The organism is Bacteroides sp. AR20, assembly GCF_964250605.1.
Classification (GTDB): Bacteria; Bacteroidota; Bacteroidia; order Bacteroidales; family Bacteroidaceae; genus Bacteroides; species Bacteroides uniformis.
The window spans coordinates 1-21,560 of sequence record NZ_CAXUGK010000035.1; the positions used below are offsets into that span (position 1 = coordinate 1).

General features: G+C 48.3%; 15 protein-coding genes, 1 pseudogene and 1 riboswitch. Of the genes and pseudogenes, 10 read left to right on the top strand and 6 right to left on the bottom strand.

The features are described 5' to 3' along the window. Nucleotides 1-176 precede the first annotated feature (176 nt). Entirely contained in the window at nt 177-419 is a 243-nt protein-coding gene (locus ACESTD_RS15645; RefSeq protein WP_005828479.1) for a hypothetical protein, read from the top strand. 125 nt (nt 420-544) lie between these two features. Here the strand turns inward: ACESTD_RS15645 and ACESTD_RS15650 are convergent, their stop codons facing one another. Then, the gene (locus tag ACESTD_RS15650; RefSeq protein WP_034528887.1) at nt 545-1,414 is read right to left on the bottom strand and encodes a mechanosensitive ion channel family protein; all 870 of its coding nucleotides are present in this window, start codon (nt 1,412-1,414) and stop codon (nt 545-547) included. Nucleotides 1,415-1,519: 105 nt separating this feature from the next. Then, a riboswitch (TPP riboswitch) is annotated at nt 1,520-1,616 on the top strand. 33 nt (nt 1,617-1,649) lie between these two features. Between ACESTD_RS15650 and ACESTD_RS15655 the strand changes: the two genes are divergently transcribed. Genes ACESTD_RS15655 through ACESTD_RS15665 form a run of 3 tightly spaced genes read left to right on the top strand, consistent with a single transcriptional unit; the run spans nt 1,650 to nt 5,297 of the window. Next, complete coding sequence (locus ACESTD_RS15655) at nt 1,650-3,962, top strand: TonB-dependent receptor (RefSeq protein WP_005834991.1); 2,313 nt, start codon at nt 1,650-1,652, stop codon at nt 3,960-3,962. Continuing rightward, the gene (gene pnuC / locus ACESTD_RS15660; RefSeq protein WP_005834990.1) at nt 3,962-4,612 is read left to right on the top strand and encodes a nicotinamide riboside transporter PnuC; all 651 of its coding nucleotides are present in this window, start codon (nt 3,962-3,964) and stop codon (nt 4,610-4,612) included. The genes ACESTD_RS15655 and pnuC overlap by 1 nt, the downstream gene beginning before the upstream one ends. 7 nt (nt 4,613-4,619) lie before the next feature. After that, complete coding sequence (locus tag ACESTD_RS15665) at nt 4,620-5,297, top strand: thiamine diphosphokinase (protein WP_009037242.1); 678 nt, start codon at nt 4,620-4,622, stop codon at nt 5,295-5,297. Here ACESTD_RS15665 and ACESTD_RS15670 read toward each other — a convergent pair. Further along, nucleotides 5,257-6,165, bottom strand: coding sequence for a DMT family transporter (locus tag ACESTD_RS15670; protein ID WP_005834988.1), 909 nt, complete (start codon nt 6,163-6,165; stop codon nt 5,257-5,259). The genes ACESTD_RS15665 and ACESTD_RS15670 overlap by 41 nt on opposite strands. A gap of 69 nt (nt 6,166-6,234) precedes the next feature. Here ACESTD_RS15670 and ACESTD_RS15675 point away from each other — a divergent pair, with 69 nt between their 5' ends. Together ACESTD_RS15675 and ACESTD_RS15680 are read left to right on the top strand one after the other, a co-directional pair. Further along, nucleotides 6,235-6,402 (top strand): hypothetical protein, encoded by a 168-nt coding sequence (locus ACESTD_RS15675; RefSeq protein WP_165860120.1) that lies wholly within the window; start codon nt 6,235-6,237, stop codon nt 6,400-6,402. After that, nucleotides 6,387-6,710, top strand: coding sequence for a type II toxin-antitoxin system RelE/ParE family toxin (locus tag ACESTD_RS15680; protein WP_120130138.1), 324 nt, complete (start codon nt 6,387-6,389; stop codon nt 6,708-6,710). Before ACESTD_RS15675 ends, ACESTD_RS15680 begins: the two co-directional genes overlap by 16 nt. Nucleotides 6,711-7,195: 485 nt before the next feature. Here ACESTD_RS15680 and thrC read toward each other — a convergent pair whose 3' ends face one another. The 3 genes from thrC to thrA all read right to left on the bottom strand — a co-directional run bounded on the left by thrC (nt 7,196) and on the right by thrA (nt 12,281). Beyond that, a complete protein-coding gene (thrC, locus tag ACESTD_RS15685; protein ID WP_035450267.1) occupies nt 7,196-8,497 on the bottom strand; it encodes a threonine synthase in 1,302 nt (433 codons plus the stop codon). Between the two features lie 70 nt (nt 8,498-8,567). Continuing rightward, the gene (locus tag ACESTD_RS15690; RefSeq protein WP_008665992.1) at nt 8,568-9,827 is read right to left on the bottom strand and encodes a cofactor-independent phosphoglycerate mutase; all 1,260 of its coding nucleotides are present in this window, start codon (nt 9,825-9,827) and stop codon (nt 8,568-8,570) included. Nucleotides 9,828-9,848: 21 nt separating this feature from the next. Further along, complete coding sequence (gene thrA / locus ACESTD_RS15695) at nt 9,849-12,281, bottom strand: bifunctional aspartate kinase/homoserine dehydrogenase I (protein ID WP_373158995.1); 2,433 nt, start codon at nt 12,279-12,281, stop codon at nt 9,849-9,851. Nucleotides 12,282-12,729: 448 nt separating this feature from the next. Between thrA and ACESTD_RS15700 the strand changes: the two genes are divergently transcribed. Next, entirely contained in the window at nt 12,730-13,767 is a 1,038-nt protein-coding gene (locus tag ACESTD_RS15700; RefSeq protein WP_005834979.1) for an asparaginase, read from the top strand. Nucleotides 13,768-13,777: 10 nt separating this feature from the next. Here the strand turns inward: ACESTD_RS15700 and ACESTD_RS15705 are convergent, their stop codons facing one another. Next, nucleotides 13,778-14,320, bottom strand: coding sequence for a carbonic anhydrase (locus tag ACESTD_RS15705; protein ID WP_005834976.1), 543 nt, complete (start codon nt 14,318-14,320; stop codon nt 13,778-13,780). 121 nt (nt 14,321-14,441) lie between these two features. On the opposite strand from ACESTD_RS15705, the gene radA reads away from it, so the two are divergent. The 3 genes and pseudogenes from radA (at nt 14,442) to ACESTD_RS15720 (ending at nt 21,523) form a co-directional block, all read left to right on the top strand. After that, nucleotides 14,442-15,809 carry a DNA repair protein RadA gene (gene radA / locus ACESTD_RS15710; RefSeq protein WP_005834974.1) on the top strand — a complete coding sequence of 456 codons (1,368 nt, stop codon included), beginning with the start codon at nt 14,442-14,444 and terminating at the stop codon, nt 15,807-15,809. A gap of 5 nt (nt 15,810-15,814) precedes the next feature. After that, nucleotides 15,815-17,437: an NAD(P)/FAD-dependent oxidoreductase gene (locus ACESTD_RS15715; protein WP_005834972.1), complete on the top strand. Its 1,623-nt coding sequence runs from the start codon at nt 15,815-15,817 to the stop codon at nt 17,435-17,437. 93 nt (nt 17,438-17,530) lie between these two features. Next, nucleotides 17,531-21,523: pseudogene (locus ACESTD_RS15720) on the top strand (two-component regulator propeller domain-containing protein). Nucleotides 21,524-21,560: the final 37 nt, after the last annotated feature.

Genomic DNA, 21,560 nt, shown 5'->3' on the forward strand with positions numbered 1-21,560 from the left:
AAGATGTAGAAAGGAATAGACACTCGTTTCCACTCACAAAGATAGTCGCGGTCTTGCTTTTCATAGAGGAAATATAGGAAAAATATCATTCGACCGACTGTCAAATCTGTTCAATCTACATGAACTTACTTGCTTGATAGAATGTTATAACTACAATAACTAAAACAGAAAATATCATGGAAAAGAGCTTAATTCATAGTAATGAACTGCATTTTATCAGTAAGAAACGCATTCATCAAGCAGTAGAGAAAATGGTTGAGTCATTGGATTTGGCTGCGGGTTCCACAACCGGCTTCAACATCTATGCAGTAGTGGAGAGCTATTTCACGGATTTGGAAAAACGAAAAGAAATCAATCAGCTGCTCAACCTGGAGCAAGATGTCTGCGAAGAAATAGAGGCAGAATTAAGTTATAAATAAATTACGGAGTTACCGACTACTATTAAGTTACGGGCTACAAGTGTCCTGCAGTATGATAATGCAGTACACTTGTAGCCCGTAACTTATAGTAGCTGATAGCCAGTAAATTGAAACTTGTAGCCCACTCAGTCTTTCGCCTGATGCACCGTCAACTGCGGGAATGGGAAGTCGATACCTTCCTCATTGAATACGGAGTAAATCTTCTTGTTCATATCAAAATAAACGCCCCAGTAGTCTCCGCTCTTCACCCAAACACGAATCACCACATTCACACTGCTGGCATCCAAGGCATGAAGAGCTACAAACGGTTCGGGAGTATTCAAGATACGGCTGTCTTCGGAGATGATACGACGCACGGTGCTCTCTACCTTGTCATAATTCTCACCATATTCTACACCGATCACCCAATCTACACGACGCGTATCCTCACGGCTGTAATTAGTCACTGTACCACTGCTCAACGCACCGTTAGGGATATAGATTACCTTATTGTCGGCTGTGGTCAGAATCGTATGGAAGATTTGAATCTCACGTACCGTTCCGGACACTCCCTGGCTTTCAATCCAGTCGCCTACCTTGAAAGGACGGAACAACAGTACAATCAATCCACCCGCAAAATTCTGCAAGTTTCCGGAAAGTGCCATACCGATAGCCACACCGGCAGATGCCAACAAAGCTGCAAAAGAAGTAGTTTCCACTCCCAATTTGCCGATAACGGCAATAATCAGCAGAATGGTCAGCAAGATATTGACTAAACTTTTCACAAAGCTCTGGATACTGGCATCCACATGTCTTTTTGCCAATAACCTCGCCAGCATTTTCCTAAGAAAGGAAATCAAGAACCGTCCTACCACAAAGATGATGACAGCTCCAATAATACGTCCACCGGCACTTACGCCCCAATCTATCAATTGCTGAAGGAATATCTGCAGTTTGCTGAAACCATCGTCAGCAACTTGGGCAGCAAAGGCTGCCATGAATAAAGATGATAACATAACTATACTCTTTTTTTAAAATTAATGCTGCAAAATTAACAAATAACTCTGACTTTCGTTCACTTAACTTGCCACTTTCGACGAAAACTCCTACCTTTGCTCCCGATTTCAACTAAGGGGTGCCCTAATACGACGGGCTGAGATCATACCCATTAACCTGATCCGGGTAATGCCGGCGGAGGGAAAAGAAGAAAAGTTCCCCTTTTCTGTATTCATCTAAACGAAACAATTGCAAATGAAGAGACATGCAATGGCGACCTGCCTCCTTATGGCAGCACTGGGTGTCTGTGCGCAGACACAAGAGCAAGACAGTCTGCGGGTGATAAACCTGCAGGAAGTGGAAGTCATCTCCACACGTGCCACAAACAGCACACCGGTGGCATTCACCAATATAGGCAAAGAACAACTGAAAAAACAGAATTTCGGACAAGACCTGCCGTATCTGTTGAGTATGACACCCTCCGCCATTACTACCAGCGACGCCGGTGCCGGGGTGGGTTACACCACACTGAGAGTCCGCGGAACAGATGGCACACGCATCAACGTCACCGCTAACGGTATTCCCATCAACGATGCGGAAAGCCACACGGTATTCTGGGTCAACCTGCCGGATTTCGCCTCCTCCGTCAAGGATATGCAGGTGCAACGCGGAGCTGGTACCTCAACGAACGGTGCAGGAGCTTTCGGTGCCAGCATCAACATGCAGACGGGTGATTTCTCCATGAAACCCTATGCAGAATTCAACGGTTCCTACGGCTCCTTCCATACGCACAAGGAGACGGTGAAAGTGGGAACGGGACTCATCAACAATCATTGGTCGTTCGACGCGCGGCTCTCCAACATCAGTACAGACGGATATATAGACCGGGCGTCTGTGGGACTGAACTCCTATTACCTGCAAGGAGGGTACTACAATGACAACACCTCTATCAAGCTGATAACCTTTGCCGGCAAAGAGCGCACTTACCACGCATGGAACTATGCCAGCAAGGAAGAGATGGAACGTTACGGACGGCGTTATAATTCCTGCGGATTCATGTACGCCACCGACCGGGACGGCCATGTATACAACAAAGAATATTATAAAGACGACAACGGCGAGAAGCATTACCTCACGGACGAAGGAGGTGCACTGCATTTCTATGACGACCAGACCGACAACTATACGCAAAAGAATTACCAGCTGCTATTCAACCACAATTTCACCCCACAATGGAACCTGAATATCGGCCTGCACTACACCAAAGGCGACGGATACTATCAAGAATATAAAGGTGAACGCTCGTTAGCAGAGTACGGCATGTCTCCTTTCGAATACAATGGCGGCAAGGTAGAAGTAAGCGACCTTATCCGCAAGAAGGCAATGGACAACTGGTTTGGCGGTGGAATCTTCTCCGTAAGCTACAAAGCCGACCGTCTGCATGCCTCGCTAGGCGGTGCACTGAACCGCTATGACGGCGACCACTTCGGAAAAGTGCTTTGGGTAAAGAACTATATCGGCGAACTGAACCCCGACCACGACTACTACCGCAACAACGCCACAAAGAACGACGGAAATATTTATCTGAAAGTCAATTATGAACTGGTAAGCGGCCTCAGCGCCTACCTCGACCTGCAATACCGCCACATCAACTACAAGATAAACGGACTGAACGACAAGTACAACTGGACTGCCGCCACTCCGGGAATGCAAAAATTGGACATTGACGAAGATTTCGACTTCTTCAACCCGAAAGCCGGACTGTCCTGGCAAATCGACCGCAACCACCGCCTATACGGTTCGTTCAGCGTAGCCCATAAAGAACCTACGCGCAACAACTACACCGACGGCTACTTCACCGAACATCCCAAGGCTGAGCGTTTGTTCGACTACGAACTGGGATATACCTTCGCCAACTCATGGATCCATGCGGGTGCCAACTTCTACTATATGGACTATAAAGACCAGCTGGTACTGACGGGAGAGCTGAACGAGATAGGCGAAGCCATGGCCAGCAACGTGCCCGACAGCTACCGTACGGGTATTGAACTGATGGCTGGCATCAAACTGGACTGCGGCTTGCAATGGGACATCAATGCCACACTCAGCAAGAACCGTGTGCAGAACTTTACCGAGACACTTTTTGAAAACGAGGAGGCTGGGTCGGAAGCATGGGTCATCAAACACGGGGATACCCCCATCGCATTCTCTCCCGACTTCATACTGAACAACCGCTTCGGCTATACGTTCAAGGGATTCGAGGCCTCGTTGCAGTCACAATATATCAGCAAGCAATACATGAGTAACGCCAAGCGAGAGGAGTGCACACTGGATGCTTATTTCGTAAGCAACCTGAATCTGTCCTATACCTTCAAGTTGCCTAAAGTAAAGTCGGTAACCGTAGGGTGCACCATCTACAATCTGTTCAATGAAGAATACGAAAACAACGGATACGCAGGCAGCGGATACTATCACGACGACAACGGAGGAAAAGTCCGTTACAACTATGCCGGCTACGCTGCCCAGGCGGGAACGAATGTATTGGGACATATAGCAATCAATTTCTGATGGAACATACTCTTGAGATTATAGGCACTGTGGTCGGGATTCTCTATCTCTGGTTGGAGTACCGGGCAAGCATTTATCTTTGGATAGCGGGCATCATTATGCCTGCCGTCTATATTTTTGTCTACTATGATGCGGGGCTGTATGCAGACTTCGGCATCAACATCTATTATCTGGGTGCTGCCATCTACGGCTGGATGATGTGGAAGTACGGAGCATTTCTGCGCCGGACTATCTTGCGGCGGAAAGGTGCAGGACAGAAAGGAGAGGACACAAGAACAGAAGAACAAAAACTGGAACTTCCTATCACCCATATGCCGGCGCGCTACTTGCTGCCGCTTACCGCCGTATTCATCGCCGCTCTGCTTGGCATTGCCTGGATATTGATAAACTTCACGGACAGCAATGTGCCCTGGCTGGACTCCTTCACCACCGCACTGAGCATAGCCGGCATGTGGATGCTGGCACGGAAATATGTAGAGCAATGGTGGGCATGGATTGCGGTAGATGCCGTTAGCGCCGGACTGTACATCTACAAAGGACTTGATTTTACAGCCGGACTATATGCCCTTTACACAATTATAGCTATCTTTGGCTACTTCAAATGGAGGAAAATGATGAACAAGGATGAAGGATTAGAGATTAGGGATTAAGAAAGACATGAAAGACGAACTATCAACGAGCAACGAGCAATTATTAACTATTGATGCCGTAGTTTTGGCGAATGGGGAATATCCTGCAAGTCCCCTACCTTTAAAGATATTGGCGGAAGCGCCTTACGTGGTTTGTTGCGACGGCGGAGCGGACGAATACATCCGCCGGGGCCATACTCCCGACGTAATCATCGGCGACGGTGACTCCCTCAGTGATGAAAACCGCCGGAAGTTCGGACATATCCTACACCGTATCAGCGACCAGGAGACCAACGACCAGACTAAAGCCGTCAACTTCCTGCTGGCGAAAGGCAAACGCCGTATCGCCATCATCGGTGCCACGGGCAAACGTGAAGACCATACACTGGGAAATATCAGCCTGCTCATCGACTATCTCCGTGCCGGAGCCGATGTACGTACCTATACCGATTACGGCATCTTCATCCCCTGCCGGAGTACCCGCACCTTCCCAAGCCATCCCGGACAGCAAGTATCCATCATCAACTTCACTGCACACGGTCTGCATGGCAAAGGACTGGTCTATCCCCTCAGCGATTTCACCAACTGGTGGCAAGGCACACTCAACGAATGCACCAGTACAGAATTCACCATCGAGGCGGAAGGGGAATACCTGGTATTCGTCACTACTTCTTCGCTTCCGCCACTTCAACAAAGTACACGCTGATACAAATCATGGCAATGGCAGCGGCTTGCGTCCAACTGAAACGGTCTTGCCCCAAGGTGAGGGAAACAACGGTAGTCACCACCAGTATCAGATAGCTGTACATGGCTACAACCGTCGTCTTGAGATACTTCAAGCCCACCGGAACCAGAAAGTAACTGAGGTAAGTAGGGAAAACCAGCACAAACGCCAGCACCGCCCACGGCACCCAGTGCCACTCCCCATGCAAGGCATCCGTAAGCAAGGGTGCATCCCAGCCTATAATGGACGACACAATCAATCCCGTTACTGCCGCACCGCCAAAGATGTACTTCATCATCGTCACTACCCCGACCTCTTCCAGCAGTTTCTTGCTCACAATCAGGTAAACGGCAAAGACCAGCGAGCTCACCATACAGAGCATGTTGCCCGTAAACGCATCGTGCGCCAGGTCATCACTGCCTTGCGTAAGGATACACAACAACGCACCGCCAAAACCCAGCGCTATGCCGATTATCTTCATCAGCGTAGCCTTTTCGTGCAGGAAAAAGACAGATATCAGAAAGACCCAAATGGGCTGCATGGAGTTGAAGATGGCACTGGAAACCGGAGTCGTCTTACTGATGCCCAGCAGATAGCAGAACATGAACCCGTAGAGTCCGAAAGCTCCCAGACAGAACAGCCCTATCCGCTGCCGCCTTGTGACCGGTGCCTCCTTTACAAACCAGCTTGTTATCCAAAATGCCACGGCAGCAAAGACACAACGCACCGTGACACCTGTCAATGCACCCAGCCACAAAGGGAGCAGAAATTTCAATCCATTCATATTCAACCCCGCCATGACGCGCGATGCAACCATACTGAGATTGGCTTCCAGTTTCTTATCTTTCATCAGCTTCGTATTTTTCCCCTCAAACAATTCATTACTTTGAAATGTTTTAAGGAAAAAGGAGATAACGTTATGGCAAAAGTTAAAGAAGAGCAATCGTCCCAGCAAACAAAGCAAGTCCTCGCATTCTCCACCCGGCTACGCCATGACCTTAAGAAAGCCTGCCGGCAACTGGATGAGGGAGAAGGACAAGAGGATGTCACAATCAGTAAGGAGGTGGAAGCATGGCTAAACAAATAATCTGGTCGCCACTTGCCAAAGAAGCTCTGAAGGACCTGCTGATTTCCTCGCAAGAAAGAGATGGCAACAAACGGTGTGGCGGGGCTCTGTACACCTTGTTCCAAAATGCATTGTACCGTGTCACGCTGAATCCGTTTATCGGACAGCCCACCGAAGCAGAGAACATACGGTACACCATCCCGCATCCCGACTATACGCTTCTTTACCGGCACAGTCTCCGGAAGATAGAAGTGCTTGTGTTATGGAACAACCATCATAAGTTGGGCAGCATGATAGACCTCATCCGGGAAGAACCCGATACAGAATAAAGCAGTCAATCTTGTCAAGAGCAGATTTATGGAAGATTAACGGAACAGACGCATGATCGTCCGTTCATATAGCCGGAACAAACCATGTATCCGTCCCGAACATATCATCTGTTTATCCTCGACACACCATCTGTCGGCGCTGAACATATCATCCGAAAGCTCGGAGCTTTTCATCCGAAATATCCGGACTTTTCGTCAAAAACATCCGAGCTTTTCGTCAAAACCGCCGGGATTTTCCAAGCAAATGCCTGCCATTCCGCTTGCTGAAGTGGAGGATTAAATCTGTAAAGCACCGGTTTAGGAGAGTAAACCCTAAGCTTTGGCTAATGAAGTGACGGAAGAACACAACAAAAAAGGAGAAGCGACGCCTCTCCTTTTATGCTAATTTAAAATTGAATCTGAACTAAGATTGCAGTTACAAAGATACAACATCCGAAAGGCAATGTCAAGCAATCCGGTGTTTTTCTTTACTGACGTCCCATTCTTTATACATGCATCAGATATTGCTTGAAGTCTGCAAAGTCCTTCGACATTGGCAGGCTCTTCTTCTCACCGCGCATAAAAGCCTGAAGCTTGGCAGGTATCTCTACCGCTTCACCGATAATCTTCTCCACTGTATCCTTGAACTTCGCCGGATGGGCCGTCTCCAGGAATACACCCGTTTCGCCGGGTTTCAGTCCTTCGGCCAGGGCCCGGAAGCCGCAGGCTCCGTGCGGGTCGAGTAGGTAATGGTCTTTCTTCCACACTTCCCGCATAGTTTCGGCAATCTGCTCGTCGGTATAAGTGGCACCGCTGATTTCGGCAGAGATGGCGGCATGGCTGCCTCCGTAAAGGTCGAGTACGCGGGCAAAGTTGCTCGGGTCGCCCACATCCATCGCGTTAGCAATGGTAGCGATACTGGGACGCGGTGTATAAACACCCGTCTGCAAATATTGGAAGAAGATATCATTGCGGTTGTTGGAAGCGATAAAGCGTTCCACGGGTAGTCCCATACGCTTGCCGAAGAGGCCGGCAGTGATATTGCCGAAGTTACCACTGGGTACACAAATGACGGCATTGTCTCCCTTACCGGCACGCTTCAGTTGAGCATAGGCATAAAAGTAATAGAATGCCTGCGGCAAGAAACGCGCCACGTTGATGGAATTGGCGCTGGTCAGTTGCAGGTGCTCGTTGAGTTCCCCGTCCATAAAAGCGGATTTAACCAGAGCCTGGCAATCGTCGAACGTGCCATCGACCTCAATGGCCGTGATATTCTGCCCTAAGGTAGTAAACTGTTTCTCCTGGATTTCACTGACTTTTCCCTTCGGGTAGAGCACATAGACGTGTATGCCTTCCACACCGAGGAAACCATTGGCAACGGCACTACCCGTATCACCGGAGGTAGCAACAAGCACATTGACTTGCTTCTTGCCCTCTTTCTTGATAAAGTATCCCAGCAAACGCGCCATGAAGCGACCGCCTACATCCTTAAAGGCAAGCGTCGGACCATGGAACAGCTCAAGCGAATAAATATTCTTTGTCACCCGGACCAGAGGGACATCGAAACTGAGTGTGTCATAAACAATCTGTTTCAGCGTATCGGCAGGAACATCCTCGCCAAAGAAAGCATCTGCCACGCGATAGGCTATCTCCTGAAAGCTGAGTGTATCGATGCTATCGTAAAACTCTTGTGGCAGAGTTTTGATTGTAAAGGGCATGAAAAGCCCCTTGTCTGCGGCAAGCCCCTTTACCACGGCCTCTTCAAGAGTGGCTTCGGGGGCTTGTTTGTTGGTGCTATAATATTTCATTGCGGTATTTTTTTATTCACCACAGAGTCTCACAGAATTCTCTATAAATAAAACCCCGTGAAACTCTGTGTTACTCTGTGGTGGAACTCATAAATTCATTAATAAACTCGTCTTCTTTCATCAGTCCGTAACTGCCTTCACAGGCTGCCACTTCATCAAATGTCCGTACTTCGTCAGCCTCGATACCCGGATGCCAAATGAGGAACGGGATAGGTTCGGCCGTATGCGTACGGAGTTCGCAGGGAGTGGGATGGTCGGGCAATACGGAGATAGCAACGGGTTCCTCCCAATCCTTCACAGCCTCGTAGATAGGACCTACGGCACGGCTGTCCAGATTCTCAATCGTCATAATCTTCAAGGGGACATTTCCTTCGTGACCGGCCTCATCACTGGCCTCGATATGCAGGTAGACAAAATCATCCGTCCGCAATGCATCAAGGGCGGCAGCCACCTTATTCTCATAGTTGGTATCATAAAGCCCCGTCGCACCTTCTACGGTGATGCGCCGCAATCCGGCATAGTAGCCGATGCCGTTAATCAAATCCACGGCAGAAATCACAGCACCACGCTTCACCTGCGGGAACTTGTCTGAAAGGCGCTCCATCTGCGGACGATAACCGGGACTCCACGGCCAGATGCTATTGGCAGGGTCCTTACCCTCGGCCTTCCGCTTCATGTTGACCGGATGGTTTTCCAGCAACACTTGCGAACGGAGAATCAAATCATTAATCAAATCGGCAGTCTGCTTCGGAGTAAGCTCTGCACCGCCTTCGGGGACCGAAATATTCTCCGTACCCTCCATCGGCTTCACCATCAACGGACGGAAAGGCCTCAAAGGGACATCGTGGGGCGGCGTACAGTCAATGCGCTTGTCCCCTCCTTTTATTACCAGCAGATGGCGGTATTGCACGCCCGTATGGAAATGCACGCGGTCATCACCCAAATGCTCCTGAAGGTATTTTACCAACACATCCGCTTCCTCTGTAGTAATGTGCCCGGCAGAATGATTCTTGATATTGTCTCCCTCGATGCAGATAATGTTGCAGCGCATCGCCATCTCACCCGGCTGCAAGTCCACACCGATACTCGCCGCCTCCAATGGACCGCGGCCTTCGTACACCTTCGGCAGGTTATAGCCCAGAACGGACATATTCGCCACCTCACTGCCGGGATGAAATCCCTCGGCCACCGTCACCAGCCTTCCCACACGTCCCATGCGTGCCAGCTTGTCCATATAGGGAGTTGCAGCCGCCTGCAGCAAGGTTTTGCCTCCCAGAGCCTTCACGGGCCAGTCGGCCATACCATCACCCAATATAATGATGTGTTTCATCTTTCTATATTACGATTTGGATTAAACGTTTGCAATGCTCATAATATCCGCAAATACCCCCGCAGCCGTTACACCCGCACCGGCTCCGTAGCCTTGTATCATCATCGGATATTCCTTATAACGTGCCGTGGTCAGCAGGATGATGTTATTGCTGCCTTCCAGCCCGTAGAACGGATGGTTGGCGCCGACTTCCTGCAAACCGACAGATGCTTTGCCATTTTCCAGTTTGGCTACGAAACGCCAATGCTTGTTCTCGGCTTCCAACACCTTGCGGCGGGCTTCGAAATCGGCATCGAGGCTCGGCACTTTCTTCCAGAAGTCATCCAGGGAGCCTTCAAAGAAGTCATCGGGCACAAAGAGGTTCTTCTCAACATCGCTCTGTTCCAAACAGTAACCGGCCTCGCGTGCCAGAATCACCAGTTTGCGGATAACATCCTTTCCGCTGAGGTCGATACGCGGATCGGGCTCGGAGTAACGTTCCTCCTGCGCCATCTTAATGGTCTTGCTGAAAGGAATGTCGGCACTGATTTTATTGAAGATATAGTTCAACGTACCGCTCAGCACGGCTTCAATCTTCAATATCTTATCACCGCTATGGATAAGGTCGTTAATGGTATTGATGATGGGGAGTCCGGCGCCTACATTGGTTTCAAACAAGTACTTCACACCGCGTTGGCGGGCAATCTGTTTCAGTTCACGGTAGTTCTCGTATTCGGAAGAAGCAGCAATCTTGTTAGCAGCCACTACCGAAACATTGTGCAGCAGCAAGTCCTTGTAAAGGGAAGCCACGCCTGCACTTGCCGTACAGTCCACAAAGACAGAGTTAAAGATGTTCATACCGATAATCTCATTACGCAGCGTTTCCAGAGAGCTGTCCTTTCCCTTCTCCTGCAGTTCTTCACGAAAACGTCCCAAATCGAAACCTTCGCGGCTGAACATGGCTTTGTTTGCATCGGCAATGCCCACTACATTCAGCTGCAGGCCGTTCTCCTGCATCAGCTTCTGGCGCTGGCTGTGAATTTGCTCTATCAAGCTGCCGCCTACGGTTCCTATGCCGCAGATAAAAAGATTCAGTACCTGATATTCCGACAAGAAGAAAGAATCATGGATGACATTCAGCGATTTGCGCAATGATTTGCTGTCCACTACAAACGAGATGTTGGTTTCCGAAGCACCCTGCGCACAAGCAATCACATTGATACCGTTACGCCCCAACGTACCGAACAGCTTTCCGGCAATACCCGGCGTATGCTTCATGTTCTCGCCTACGATGGCCACGGTAGCCAGGTTCTTTTCTGCCTGAATAGGAGAAATTTCTCCCATCTCTATTTCTTTGGCAAACTCCTCGTTCAGCACCTCGCAAGCCAGATCAGCATCCGCATTGCGCACACCGATAGACGTTGAATTCTCCGAAGAAGCCTGGGACACAAGGAACACACTGATGCCATTCTTTGCCAGCGCCTTGAAGATACGGTAGTTCACACCGATGACACCTACCATACCAAGGCCTTGCACTGTAATTAGGCTCGTATCATTGATGGATGAAATACCCTTGATGGCCTTGCTTTGCGGGTCGGAAACCTCTCGCTTGATGACAGTTTCCACACCCTCCGGATTGAAGGTATTCTTCACCAGAATGGGGATATTCTTGTGGCAAACCGGATAGATTGTAGGCGGATAGACCACTTTCGCACCGAAGTTACAAAGCTCCGTAGCTTCCACATAGCTCAATTCATTGATAGTGTATGCCCTGGAAATCACACGCGGGTCAGCTGTCATGAATCCGTCTACATCCGTCCAGATTTCCAGACTGTCGGCATCCAGTGCAGCAGCAATGATTGCCGCCGTATAGTCAGAGCCACCTCTACCCAGGTTCGTTACCTCTCCCGTCATTTTGTCTGTGGAGATAAAACCCGGAACCAATACGCGTTTGGGCAGGCTACTGAATGTCTCGCGCACCAACGAATTTGTCAGCTCCGTATCCAGCACATGCTTGGAATGCTTCTTTTCCGTCTTGATAAACTTGCGTGAGTCAAACCACTCCGCTCCCGTCAACTGGGCAACGATGATAGATGAAAGACGTTCGCCATAGCTCACAATCGTATCGGACGTCTTCTGCGAAAGGTCCTTTATCAGATAAATGCCCTGAAAGATGTCCTTCAGCTCGTTGAGCAGCTCACCAATCTGGCGTTGCAAGGCAACCTGCGCCTCGCCTGCCGGAATCACTTCCTTAATCATTTCCACATGACGATAGACAATCTCCCGGAACTCATTCTCGTAAGAAGCATCACCGGCTGCCGCCATTCTAGAGGTGTTTATCAACTTGTCCGTGATGCCGCCCAATGCGGACACCACCACGATAACCGGTTCATCGACTGCTTCTACAATTCTCTTGACGCTCAAAATACTGTTCACGGAACCTACGGACGTTCCGCCGAATTTCATTACTTTCATTTCTCTTTATATTGTTGAGATGGTTGATACAATGTGTCGGAAACAAGCTGCTACGGCTTGCATTGACTTTAATTAAATGGAAAAACTGCTTGAAAATGGTGTAACACGTAGAAACACAAAATACTATCCCTAACCCCTAAGGGTCATGGTCCACATGGATGTGACTGTATGTTGATAGTACTTGTTCATAGTCTCTTGTTTCTATCATTTATGATAAGTGTTGCAAAAGTAACAATAAAAACATTCAATCTATCACTTTTTGCGACTTTTTTGCGATAAAAATGCAGAAAGCCTCTAAAAAGGCAAGAAATATGCACAACTTACGGCTTACACTTTCACACTTTCCATACCTTTTTTCTGTATATCCGTTTATTCTTTTCTAACATTTTGCTATCATTCTCAATATATATCATTATATTTGCATGGAAAACATGAAAGAAAAGTGCGCATGAACCCAGAAAACACTTCCGTTTTGCTAATATACACCGGTGGAACTATCGGAATGATAGAGAATGCAGAAACCGGCGCCCTGGAAAGCTTCAACTTCGAGCAGTTGCAGAAACATGTTCCCGAACTTCAGAGATTTGCGTTCCGTATCGACACTTATCAATTCGACCCGCCCATGGATTCCTCGGACATGGACCCCGATGCCTGGCGCAAACTGGTACGCATCATCAGCAACAACTACAACCAATATACAGGCTTCGTCATCCTGCATGGCACAGACACCATGGCCTACACAGCTTCTGCACTCAGCTTCATGCTTGAAGGGCTGAACAAGCCCGTCATCCTAACCGGCTCGCAACTGCCCATTGGCGTGCTCCGCACAGACGGCAAGGAAAACCTGCTGACCAGCATCGAAATAGCCACCGACCGCCACTCCAACGGACAGCCCATCGTACCCGAAGTCTGCATCTTCTTCGAAAACCACCTGATGCGCGGCAACCGTACCACCAAAATGAACGCGGAGAACTTCAATGCTTTCCGTTCCTTCAATTATCCGGTACTCGCTTCCGCCGGTATACATATTAAATATAATAATGTGCAAATTCATACGCACGGCACTCCCCACGAACTGGAGCCTCATTATCTGCTTGATACCAACATCGCCATACTGAAGCTTTTTCCAGGTATTCAGGAAAATGTCGTGGCAGCCATACTTGCCACTAAAGGACTGAAGGCCGTAGTCCTCGAAACCTACGGTTCCGGCAACGCTCCCCGAAAGGAATGGTTTCTACGCCGCCTGCATGATGCCTGCGAACAAGGCATCATCATTGTCAACGTCACCCAATGCAGTGCCGGCACTGTTGAAATGGAGCGCTATGAAACCGGTTACCAACTGATGCAGGCAGGAGTTGTCTGCGGATATGACAGCACAACGGAATCTGCCGTAACCAAGCTGATGTTCCTTCTGGGGCACGATTATCCGCCTGCCGAAATACGCGAACTGATGGGACGACCGCTGGCAGGGGAAATTACCGTGTGAAGCACAACTATCACTGCACCGGGGTCAATTCTCCCGTCACAGAATCTATTATGAAACCGCTGACATTGATATCATTCGGTATCAGCGGATGATTGATAATAGCTTCCACCGTACCTTTTACCGATTTCTCCGTATCTTCGAATCCATACAGCCAAGACTCGAAATCCACTCCGCAGAAACGAATCATATCAATCGTCTCTTGCTTGATGCCCCGGGCCTTCATATGCTCTATCATCTGGGCGCTGCTCATGTGGCACGCACCGCAATCGGAGTGGGCAATAACCATCACTTCCGTCACGCCCAACTCGTAAATGGCCACCATCAGGCTACGAATGACACTACCGAACGGATGTGAAATGATTCCACCCGCATTCTTTATCATCTTCACATCGCCGTTCTTGATGCCCAAGGCTGCCGGCAGTAAAGCGGTCAAACGGGTATCCATACAAGAGAGGATGGCAATCTTCTTATCCGGGTATTTATTCGTGATGTATTTCTCATACCCCTTCTCGGCTACAAAACGCTTGTTGTATGCAAGAATATCTTCTATCATGGCTTTTATAACATGTTATTGTTTTCTACTCACAAAAATAAAAAAACTCTATGGGAGTCTGCAAGCCCTGCATCGAAAAATTGTACCTTTGGGCAATCATTTTAGAAGAGAATGCACAACTATGGCTAAAGAGAAGACGGTTTATGTATGCAGCAACTGCGGACAAGACTCTCCCAAATGGGTAGGCAAGTGTCCGTCGTGCGGAATGTGGAACACGTATGTGGAAGAGGTGGTACGGAAAGAAGTGGTGAACAAGCGTCCCGTATCGGGCATAGAGACCGCCAAAGCCAAACCCATAACCCTCCATGAAATTGTAGCCGATGACGAACCGCGCATCGACCTCCATGATGCCGAACTGAACCGGGTACTAGGTGGTGGTCTTGTACAAGGATCTCTTGTTTTGATTGGCGGCGAACCGGGCATCGGGAAATCCACCCTGGTGCTACAAACCGTACTCCGTATACCGGAGAAACGTATCCTCTACGTCTCCGGCGAAGAAAGTACCCGTCAGTTGAAACTGCGTGCCGACCGTTTGACAAGTGCTTCCAGTGATTGCCTCATCGTGTGCGAAACTTCCCTGGAACAGATTTACGTCCATATCAAGAACATCCGCCCGGACATCGTCATCATCGACTCCATACAGACGATTTCTACCGAAACCCTTGAATCGTCGCCGGGGAGTATTGCCCAGGTACGGGAATGTTCCGCCTCCATCCTGCGCTTTGCCAAGGAAACGCATACGGCGGTTATCCTCATCGGGCATATTAATAAGGAAGGAAGCATAGCCGGCCCCAAGGTACTGGAACATATCGTGGATACCGTACTCCAGTTCGAGGGCGACCAGCACTACATGTACCGCATCCTGCGTAGCATCAAGAACCGCTTCGGAAGCACTGCCGAACTGGGTATTTACGAAATGCGGCAAGATGGATTACGGCAGGTGAGCAACCCATCCGAACTACTGCTGAGCCAGGACCATGAAGGTATGAGCGGCATAGCCATCGCCTCCGCGATAGAAGGCATCAGACCGTTCCTCATCGAAACGCAGGCATTGGTCAGCAGTGCCGTATATGGTAACCCACAACGCTCTGCCACAGGGTTCGACATCCGCCGCATGAATATGCTGCTGGCCGTATTGGAAAAACGTGTAGGCTTCAAACTGGCACAGAAAGATGTATTTCTCAATATTGCCGGTGGATTGAAAGTGAACGACCCGGCAATAGACCTTGCCGTCATCAGCTCTATCCTCTCCAGCAACATGGACACGGCCATAGAGCCGGAGGTGTGCATGGCGGGAGAAATAGGTCTGTCAGGTGAAATCCGCCCAGTGAACCGCATAGAGCAGCGCATCGGAGAAGCAGAGAAACTTGGATTCAAGCGATTCATACTTCCCAAGTATAATATGCAAGGACTGAACACGAAGAAGATTAAAATGGAATTGATACCGGTACGGAAGGTGGAAGAAGCATTCCGTGCCCTATTCGGATAATCATTATGATACAAGAATACCAACTGCGCGTATTGCCCGAAGTAGCGGCAAACGAGCAACGCCTGAAAGAGTACTTAGTACATGAGAAAGGACTGAATGCACGGGAGATAACAGCAACGCGCATCTTGAAGCGCAGTATCGATGCCCGCCAACGGACAATCTATATCAACCTCAACGTACGGGCATATCTGAACGAAATGCCGAAAGAGGACGAATATCAACATACCTTATATAATAATGTAGAAGGAAAGCCCCAAGTAGTAGTGGTAGGCGCCGGTCCCGGAGGACTCTTCGCCGCCCTGCGACTGATAGAGCTCGGTCTGCGCCCCGTCATTGTGGAGCGTGGAAAGGACGTACGGGAACGCAAGAAAGACTTGGCGCAAATCAGCCGCCAGCAACTCGTCAACCCGGAGTCCAATTACAGCTTCGGAGAGGGAGGTGCCGGAGCTTACTCGGATGGCAAGCTGTACACACGCAGTAAGAAGCGTGGCAATGTAGACAAGATTCTGAACGTCTTCTGCCAACATGGAGCCTCCACTTCCATACTGGTAGATGCACATCCGCACATAGGTACGGACAAACTGCCGCGTGTTATTGAAAACATGCGGAACACTATCATCCAGTGCGGTGGCGAAGTCCACTTTGAAACACGCATGGACGCCCTGCTCATAGAGAAGGATGAAGTCAAAGGCATTGAAACAAATACCGGCAAGACTTTCCTTGGCCCGGTGATACTTGCCACCGGTCACTCTGCCCGGGACGTATACCGCTGGCTTGCCGCCAACAATGTAGAGATTGAAGCTAAAGGCATTGCCGTAGGCGTACGACTAGAACACCCTGCCACCTTGATAGACCAAATACAATATCACAACCGGAACGGACGGGGAAAATATCTGCCTGCCGCCGAATATAGTTTTGTAAACCAAGTGGACGGACGAGGAGTATATAGCTTTTGCATGTGTCCCGGCGGCTTCGTTGTGCCCGCCGCCAGCGGTCCCGAGCAGATTGTAGTCAACGGGATGAGTCCCAGCAACCGCGGTTCCCGTTGGAGCAATTCGGGAATGGTGGTAGAGCTACGCCCGGAAGACATAGAGCAATTTACTATTGACAATCTACAATTTACAATTTCTATGCAGCACGACAGCGCGGCTAATTGTCAATTGCCAACCGTCAATTCCCAATTAAGCATGATGTATTTTCAAGAGTATCTGGAGCGCCTCTGCTGGCAACAAGGCAATATGAAGCAGACAGCACCGGCACAGAGAATGGCAGACTTCACTAAGAAAAAACTGAGTTACGACCTGCCGGAAACTTCGTATGCACCGGGACTGGTTTCCTCACCTCTCCACTTCTGGATGCCCTCTTTCATTGCAGAACGCCTGAGCAAAGGTTTCCAGCTATTCGGGAAATACAGCCGTGGTTTCTTGACGAACGAGGCGACAATGATTGGAGTGGAAACCCGTACTTCGGCGCCGGTACGCATAACAAGAGACAAGGAGACACTGCAACATGTACGCGTAAAAGGATTGTTCCCTTGCGGAGAAGGCGCCGGATATGCCGGAGGCATTGTTTCTGCCGGAATTGACGGCGAACGATGTGCGGAAGCGGCAAAGGCATTCTTTGATTAAGCTATAATATTTACATCCAAATTTTGATTTTTCACTTTTTCTCGTTTAATTTGTAAACTATTATCACATATATGTTGTTATATTGTATTTATTATGAGGTTCATCATAAACATTGTATGCTTTCTATTCCTTTTGCCTCTCATAGCTACGGCGCAAACATATAAATACATAGGGGTGGAAAACGGATTGAGCAACCGCAGAATCTTCGACATTCAAAAGGATTCGGTAGGTTACATGTGGTTCCTCACCAACGAAGGCATAGACCGGTACAATGGAAAAGACATCAAGCATTATAAATTAATAGAAGAAAACAAAGAGTCAAGTTTCCCCATCCATCTCGGTTGGCTATATTTTGAAGAGAAAGGGAAATTATGGGTCATAGGTAAAGCCGGTCGCATTTTTCAATACAACCAAGAACACGATGTGTTCAACAGAGTATATAAACTGCCCAAGACACCGGTCAATATCAGCTACGGCTATATGGACTGCAATCACAGGATTTGGCTCTGCAGCAGATACAGCATCGCTCTCTACGACACACAAACCGGAGAGGTCCATCAAATGTCCAATGAACTGAAAAGCAGCATTACAAGTATCGAACAAGTGGACAATAACCACTTCTTCATGGGTACCGACAAGGGATTGCGATATGTCAAACTCGAAAATGAGACATTGCAGATTGTCCCTCTTGAACCTCTTGACAAAATCCAGGCCCAAATCAGTTCACTCTATTTCCACCAAGAATCACAAAGACTTTTCATCGGTACTTTTGAAAAAGGAGTCTTTGCCTACGACATACGGCAACAACGGATTATACACTCCAATACGGATTTGAGCGATGTAAACATTGCCCGAATCAAACCTCTGAACCAGACAGAGCTATTGATAGCGACAGAAGGTATGGGTATACACAAAATCAACATGAACTCGTGTATCTCGGAACCGTACATCGTCTCCAGCTACAAAAGCCACAATGAGATGAACAGCAATAACATCAATGACATTTATATTGATGAAGAAAAGCGGATATGGATAGCCAACTACCCGGAAGGAATTACCATTATAGACAACCGGTACAAAAGCTACAACTGGATAAAGCATTCTATCGGAAACAGACAATCGCTGGTCAACGACCAGGTACACTCTGTCATTGAAGACAGTGACGGAGACCTATGGTTCGGAACAAGTAACGGAATCAGCCTTTATCAATCGAAAACCGGGCAGTGGCATTCATTCCTGAGCTCCTTCGACCATCAACTGAAAAACAAGAATCACATCTTCATTACGCTATGCGAGGTATCACCCGGCATTATTTGGGCAGGAGGATATACTTCGGGAGTATACAAAATAAATAAAAGGACACTCTCGGTAGAATATTTCTCCCCTTACCTGCTCAATCCGGACAACATTCGTCCTGACAAGTATATCCGCGACATTGTAAAAGACTCCAAAGGATATATCTGGTCCGGAGGGTTCTATAATCTGAAGTGCTTCGATTTGTCCCTGAATTCCGTCCGTCTGTATCCCGGAATAAATTCCGTCACCGCCATTACAGAAAAGGACGACGGACACATGTGGATTGGGACAAGTGCCGGACTGTATCTGCTGGACAAAGAGTCGGGTAGATTCCAATATGTCGCCTTGCAGGAAGAGACGACCTACATCAACACACTTTACCAAGCGGAAGACCTCTCTCTATATATAGGAACAAACGGCTCCGGAGTGGTTGTCTACAACGCAAAGGACAGTACGTTCAAGCATTATCACAAGGACAATTGTGCCTTGATTTCAAACAACATCTACACCATACTCCCCGAGTCGGACGGGCATATCCTGATGAGTACCGAAAACGGAATCAGCTGTTTCCACCCTACGGAGAAGACATTCCACAACTGGACTAAAGAGCAAGGGCTGATGTCCTCCTGCTTCAGTGCCTCTTCCGGAACGCTACGCAAGAACAAGGGTTTTGTCTTTGGCAGCACAGACGGAGCCATCGAGTTTCCCGAAGGAACCCGTTTGCCCAAGTACATCTACTCTCCTATGATACTCAGCGATTTTCAGATACTCTATCAGACAGTCTTTCCCGGCAGTCCGAATTCCCCCTTGAAGGAAAACATCAACCAGACAGACCGGTTAAAGCTGAAATATAACCAGAACACTTTTTCCCTCAGTATTTCATCCATCAATTATGACGCGCCGGACAATGTCACTTTCTACTGGAAGCTGGAAGGCTTTTACGATGACTGGAACCGCCTGGGTGAAGAAGGGCATCTCCGCTTCACCAACCTTGCCTCGGGCGATTACAAACTTTACATACGGGCGGTATCCAAGGAATAGCCTTATCTTTATTTTGAAGAGCGAAGCATCGACATCAGCATTGCGCGCCCCGTCTGGTTCAGTTTTTGGGCCATAGCCTGCTATGTCCTGCTGACAGTACTGATGTCCGTTGTCGGTTTCCGTGTCATGGCACTGAGAAAACAGAAAAAGATATCCGATGAGAAAACCCGTTTCTTTGTCAATACCGCGCATGATATCCGCACGCCATTGACACTGATAAAGGCACCTCTGGAAGAAATGCTTGAAAACAAGACACTGAACGAAGCCGAGACCAACAATATGCACATGGCACTGAGAAATGTCAACTCCCTCCTGCGCATGACTACCAATCTGATAAACTTTGAACGGGCAGAAGTATATTCCCCTCATCTGTACATAGCAGAATATGAATTGAATACTTACATCAAGGAGATATACAACAATTTCCAGACCTATGCCACCATAAAACATATCACTTTCAGATACGAAAGCAATTTCAGCTACATGAATGTATGGTTCGACAAAGAGAAGATGGACTCTATCCTGGAAAATGTCATATCCAATGCTCTGAAGTATACTCCCCAAAATGGCGATATACTCATTTCTGTTTATGACATGAAAAGCTCCTGGAGACTAGAAGTCAAAGATAATGGAATAGGAATTCCCGCCAAAGAACAAAGAAAACTGTTCAAGATGCACTTCCGTGGAACAAATGCCATCAACTCCAAAATAACGGGAAGCGGTATCGGTCTGATGCTGGTGCGGAAGCTGGTAAGCCTGCACAATGGAAAAATATACATTGAGAGCACCGAATGCCAAGGCAGTACTGTCAGAATCATCCTTCCCAAAGAGAAAGAACAGTTCAAGAACTTCACTCTGTCCGTTAAGGATAAGAAGACCTTCTATGAACCGGATGTCCCCACCGTTCCTTTGAAACTTGCCGGAGAACTCCGGACTGAAGACAATGACAAACTGCATCGCATCTTGATTGTAGAAGACAATGACGAGCTGCGCAACTATCTCTTCCAGTCGTTCTCTCCGATTTACAATGTACAAGTATGCAACAACGGCAAGGAAGCGCTGACCATTGTAAAACAATTCTGGCCGGGACTGATTCTTTCCGACATCATGATGCCGGAAATGCGAGGCGACGAATTATGCATCGCCATCAAGAACGATATTGAAACATCCCACATCCCGGTAGTACTGCTGACGGCACTGGGAGATGAAAAGAACATTCTCGAAGGACTCCATATCGGTGCGGACGAATATATTGTAAAACCTTTCAGCATAAACATACTGAAAGCCAGCATTGCCAATCTGCTTGCCAACCGCGCATTGCTGCGCAAGAGATATGCGAATTTGGAAATCAATACAGAAGAAGAGCCCTCCACAACTACCACTTGCTCCAACAGTCTCGACTGGAAATTCATGTCGAATGTAAAGAGACATATCGAGGAGAACATGGATAATCCCGATTTCACAGTGGACGTATTGTGCTCGCTCCTGAATATGAGCCGTACCAGTTTCTACAGTAAACTGAAAGCGCTGACCGGCCAGGCACCGGCAGATTTCGTACGGAATATCCGTTTGAAACATGCTACCGAGCTATTGAAAGAAGGGAAATATTCCGTGACTGAAGTAGCAGAAAGAACCGGTTTCTGCGATGGGAAATACTTCCGGGAAGTCTTTAAGAAATATTTCAATGTCAGCCCCAGCCAATATGCGAAAGGAGACACTCCCCGCTCCCCAAAAGGAGAGGGAGAATAGTTCTGCATAGGAGAATTTTTCATTTTGCAGCCCCGCA

Excerpts from the sequence above, each read along its gene's own strand:
- ACESTD_RS15700 (WP_005834979.1), top strand. The coding sequence starts at position 12,730 with ATGAACCCAGAAAACACTTCCGTTTTGCTAATATACACCGGTGGAACT.
- thrC (WP_035450267.1), bottom strand. The coding sequence starts at position 8,497 with ATGAAATATTATAGCACCAACAAACAAGCCCCCGAAGCCACTCTTGAA.
- ACESTD_RS15715 (WP_005834972.1), top strand. The coding sequence starts at position 15,815 with ATGATACAAGAATACCAACTGCGCGTATTGCCCGAAGTAGCGGCAAAC.
- ACESTD_RS15650 (WP_034528887.1), bottom strand. The coding sequence starts at position 1,414 with ATGTTATCATCTTTATTCATGGCAGCCTTTGCTGCCCAAGTTGCTGAC.
- ACESTD_RS15690 (WP_008665992.1), bottom strand. The coding sequence starts at position 9,827 with ATGAAACACATCATTATATTGGGTGATGGTATGGCCGACTGGCCCGTG.
- ACESTD_RS15655 (WP_005834991.1), top strand. The coding sequence starts at position 1,650 with ATGAAGAGACATGCAATGGCGACCTGCCTCCTTATGGCAGCACTGGGT.
- ACESTD_RS15680 (WP_120130138.1), top strand. The coding sequence starts at position 6,387 with ATGGCTAAACAAATAATCTGGTCGCCACTTGCCAAAGAAGCTCTGAAG.
- ACESTD_RS15665 (WP_009037242.1), top strand. The coding sequence starts at position 4,620 with ATGAAAGACGAACTATCAACGAGCAACGAGCAATTATTAACTATTGAT.
- pnuC (WP_005834990.1), top strand. The coding sequence starts at position 3,962 with ATGGAACATACTCTTGAGATTATAGGCACTGTGGTCGGGATTCTCTAT.
- ACESTD_RS15670 (WP_005834988.1), bottom strand. The coding sequence starts at position 6,165 with ATGAAAGATAAGAAACTGGAAGCCAATCTCAGTATGGTTGCATCGCGC.
- ACESTD_RS15675 (WP_165860120.1), top strand. The coding sequence starts at position 6,235 with ATGGCAAAAGTTAAAGAAGAGCAATCGTCCCAGCAAACAAAGCAAGTC.
- radA (WP_005834974.1), top strand. The coding sequence starts at position 14,442 with ATGGCTAAAGAGAAGACGGTTTATGTATGCAGCAACTGCGGACAAGAC.
- thrA (WP_373158995.1), bottom strand. The coding sequence starts at position 12,281 with ATGAAAGTAATGAAATTCGGCGGAACGTCCGTAGGTTCCGTGAACAGT.
- ACESTD_RS15705 (WP_005834976.1), bottom strand. The coding sequence starts at position 14,320 with ATGATAGAAGATATTCTTGCATACAACAAGCGTTTTGTAGCCGAGAAG.
- ACESTD_RS15645 (WP_005828479.1), top strand. The coding sequence starts at position 177 with ATGGAAAAGAGCTTAATTCATAGTAATGAACTGCATTTTATCAGTAAG.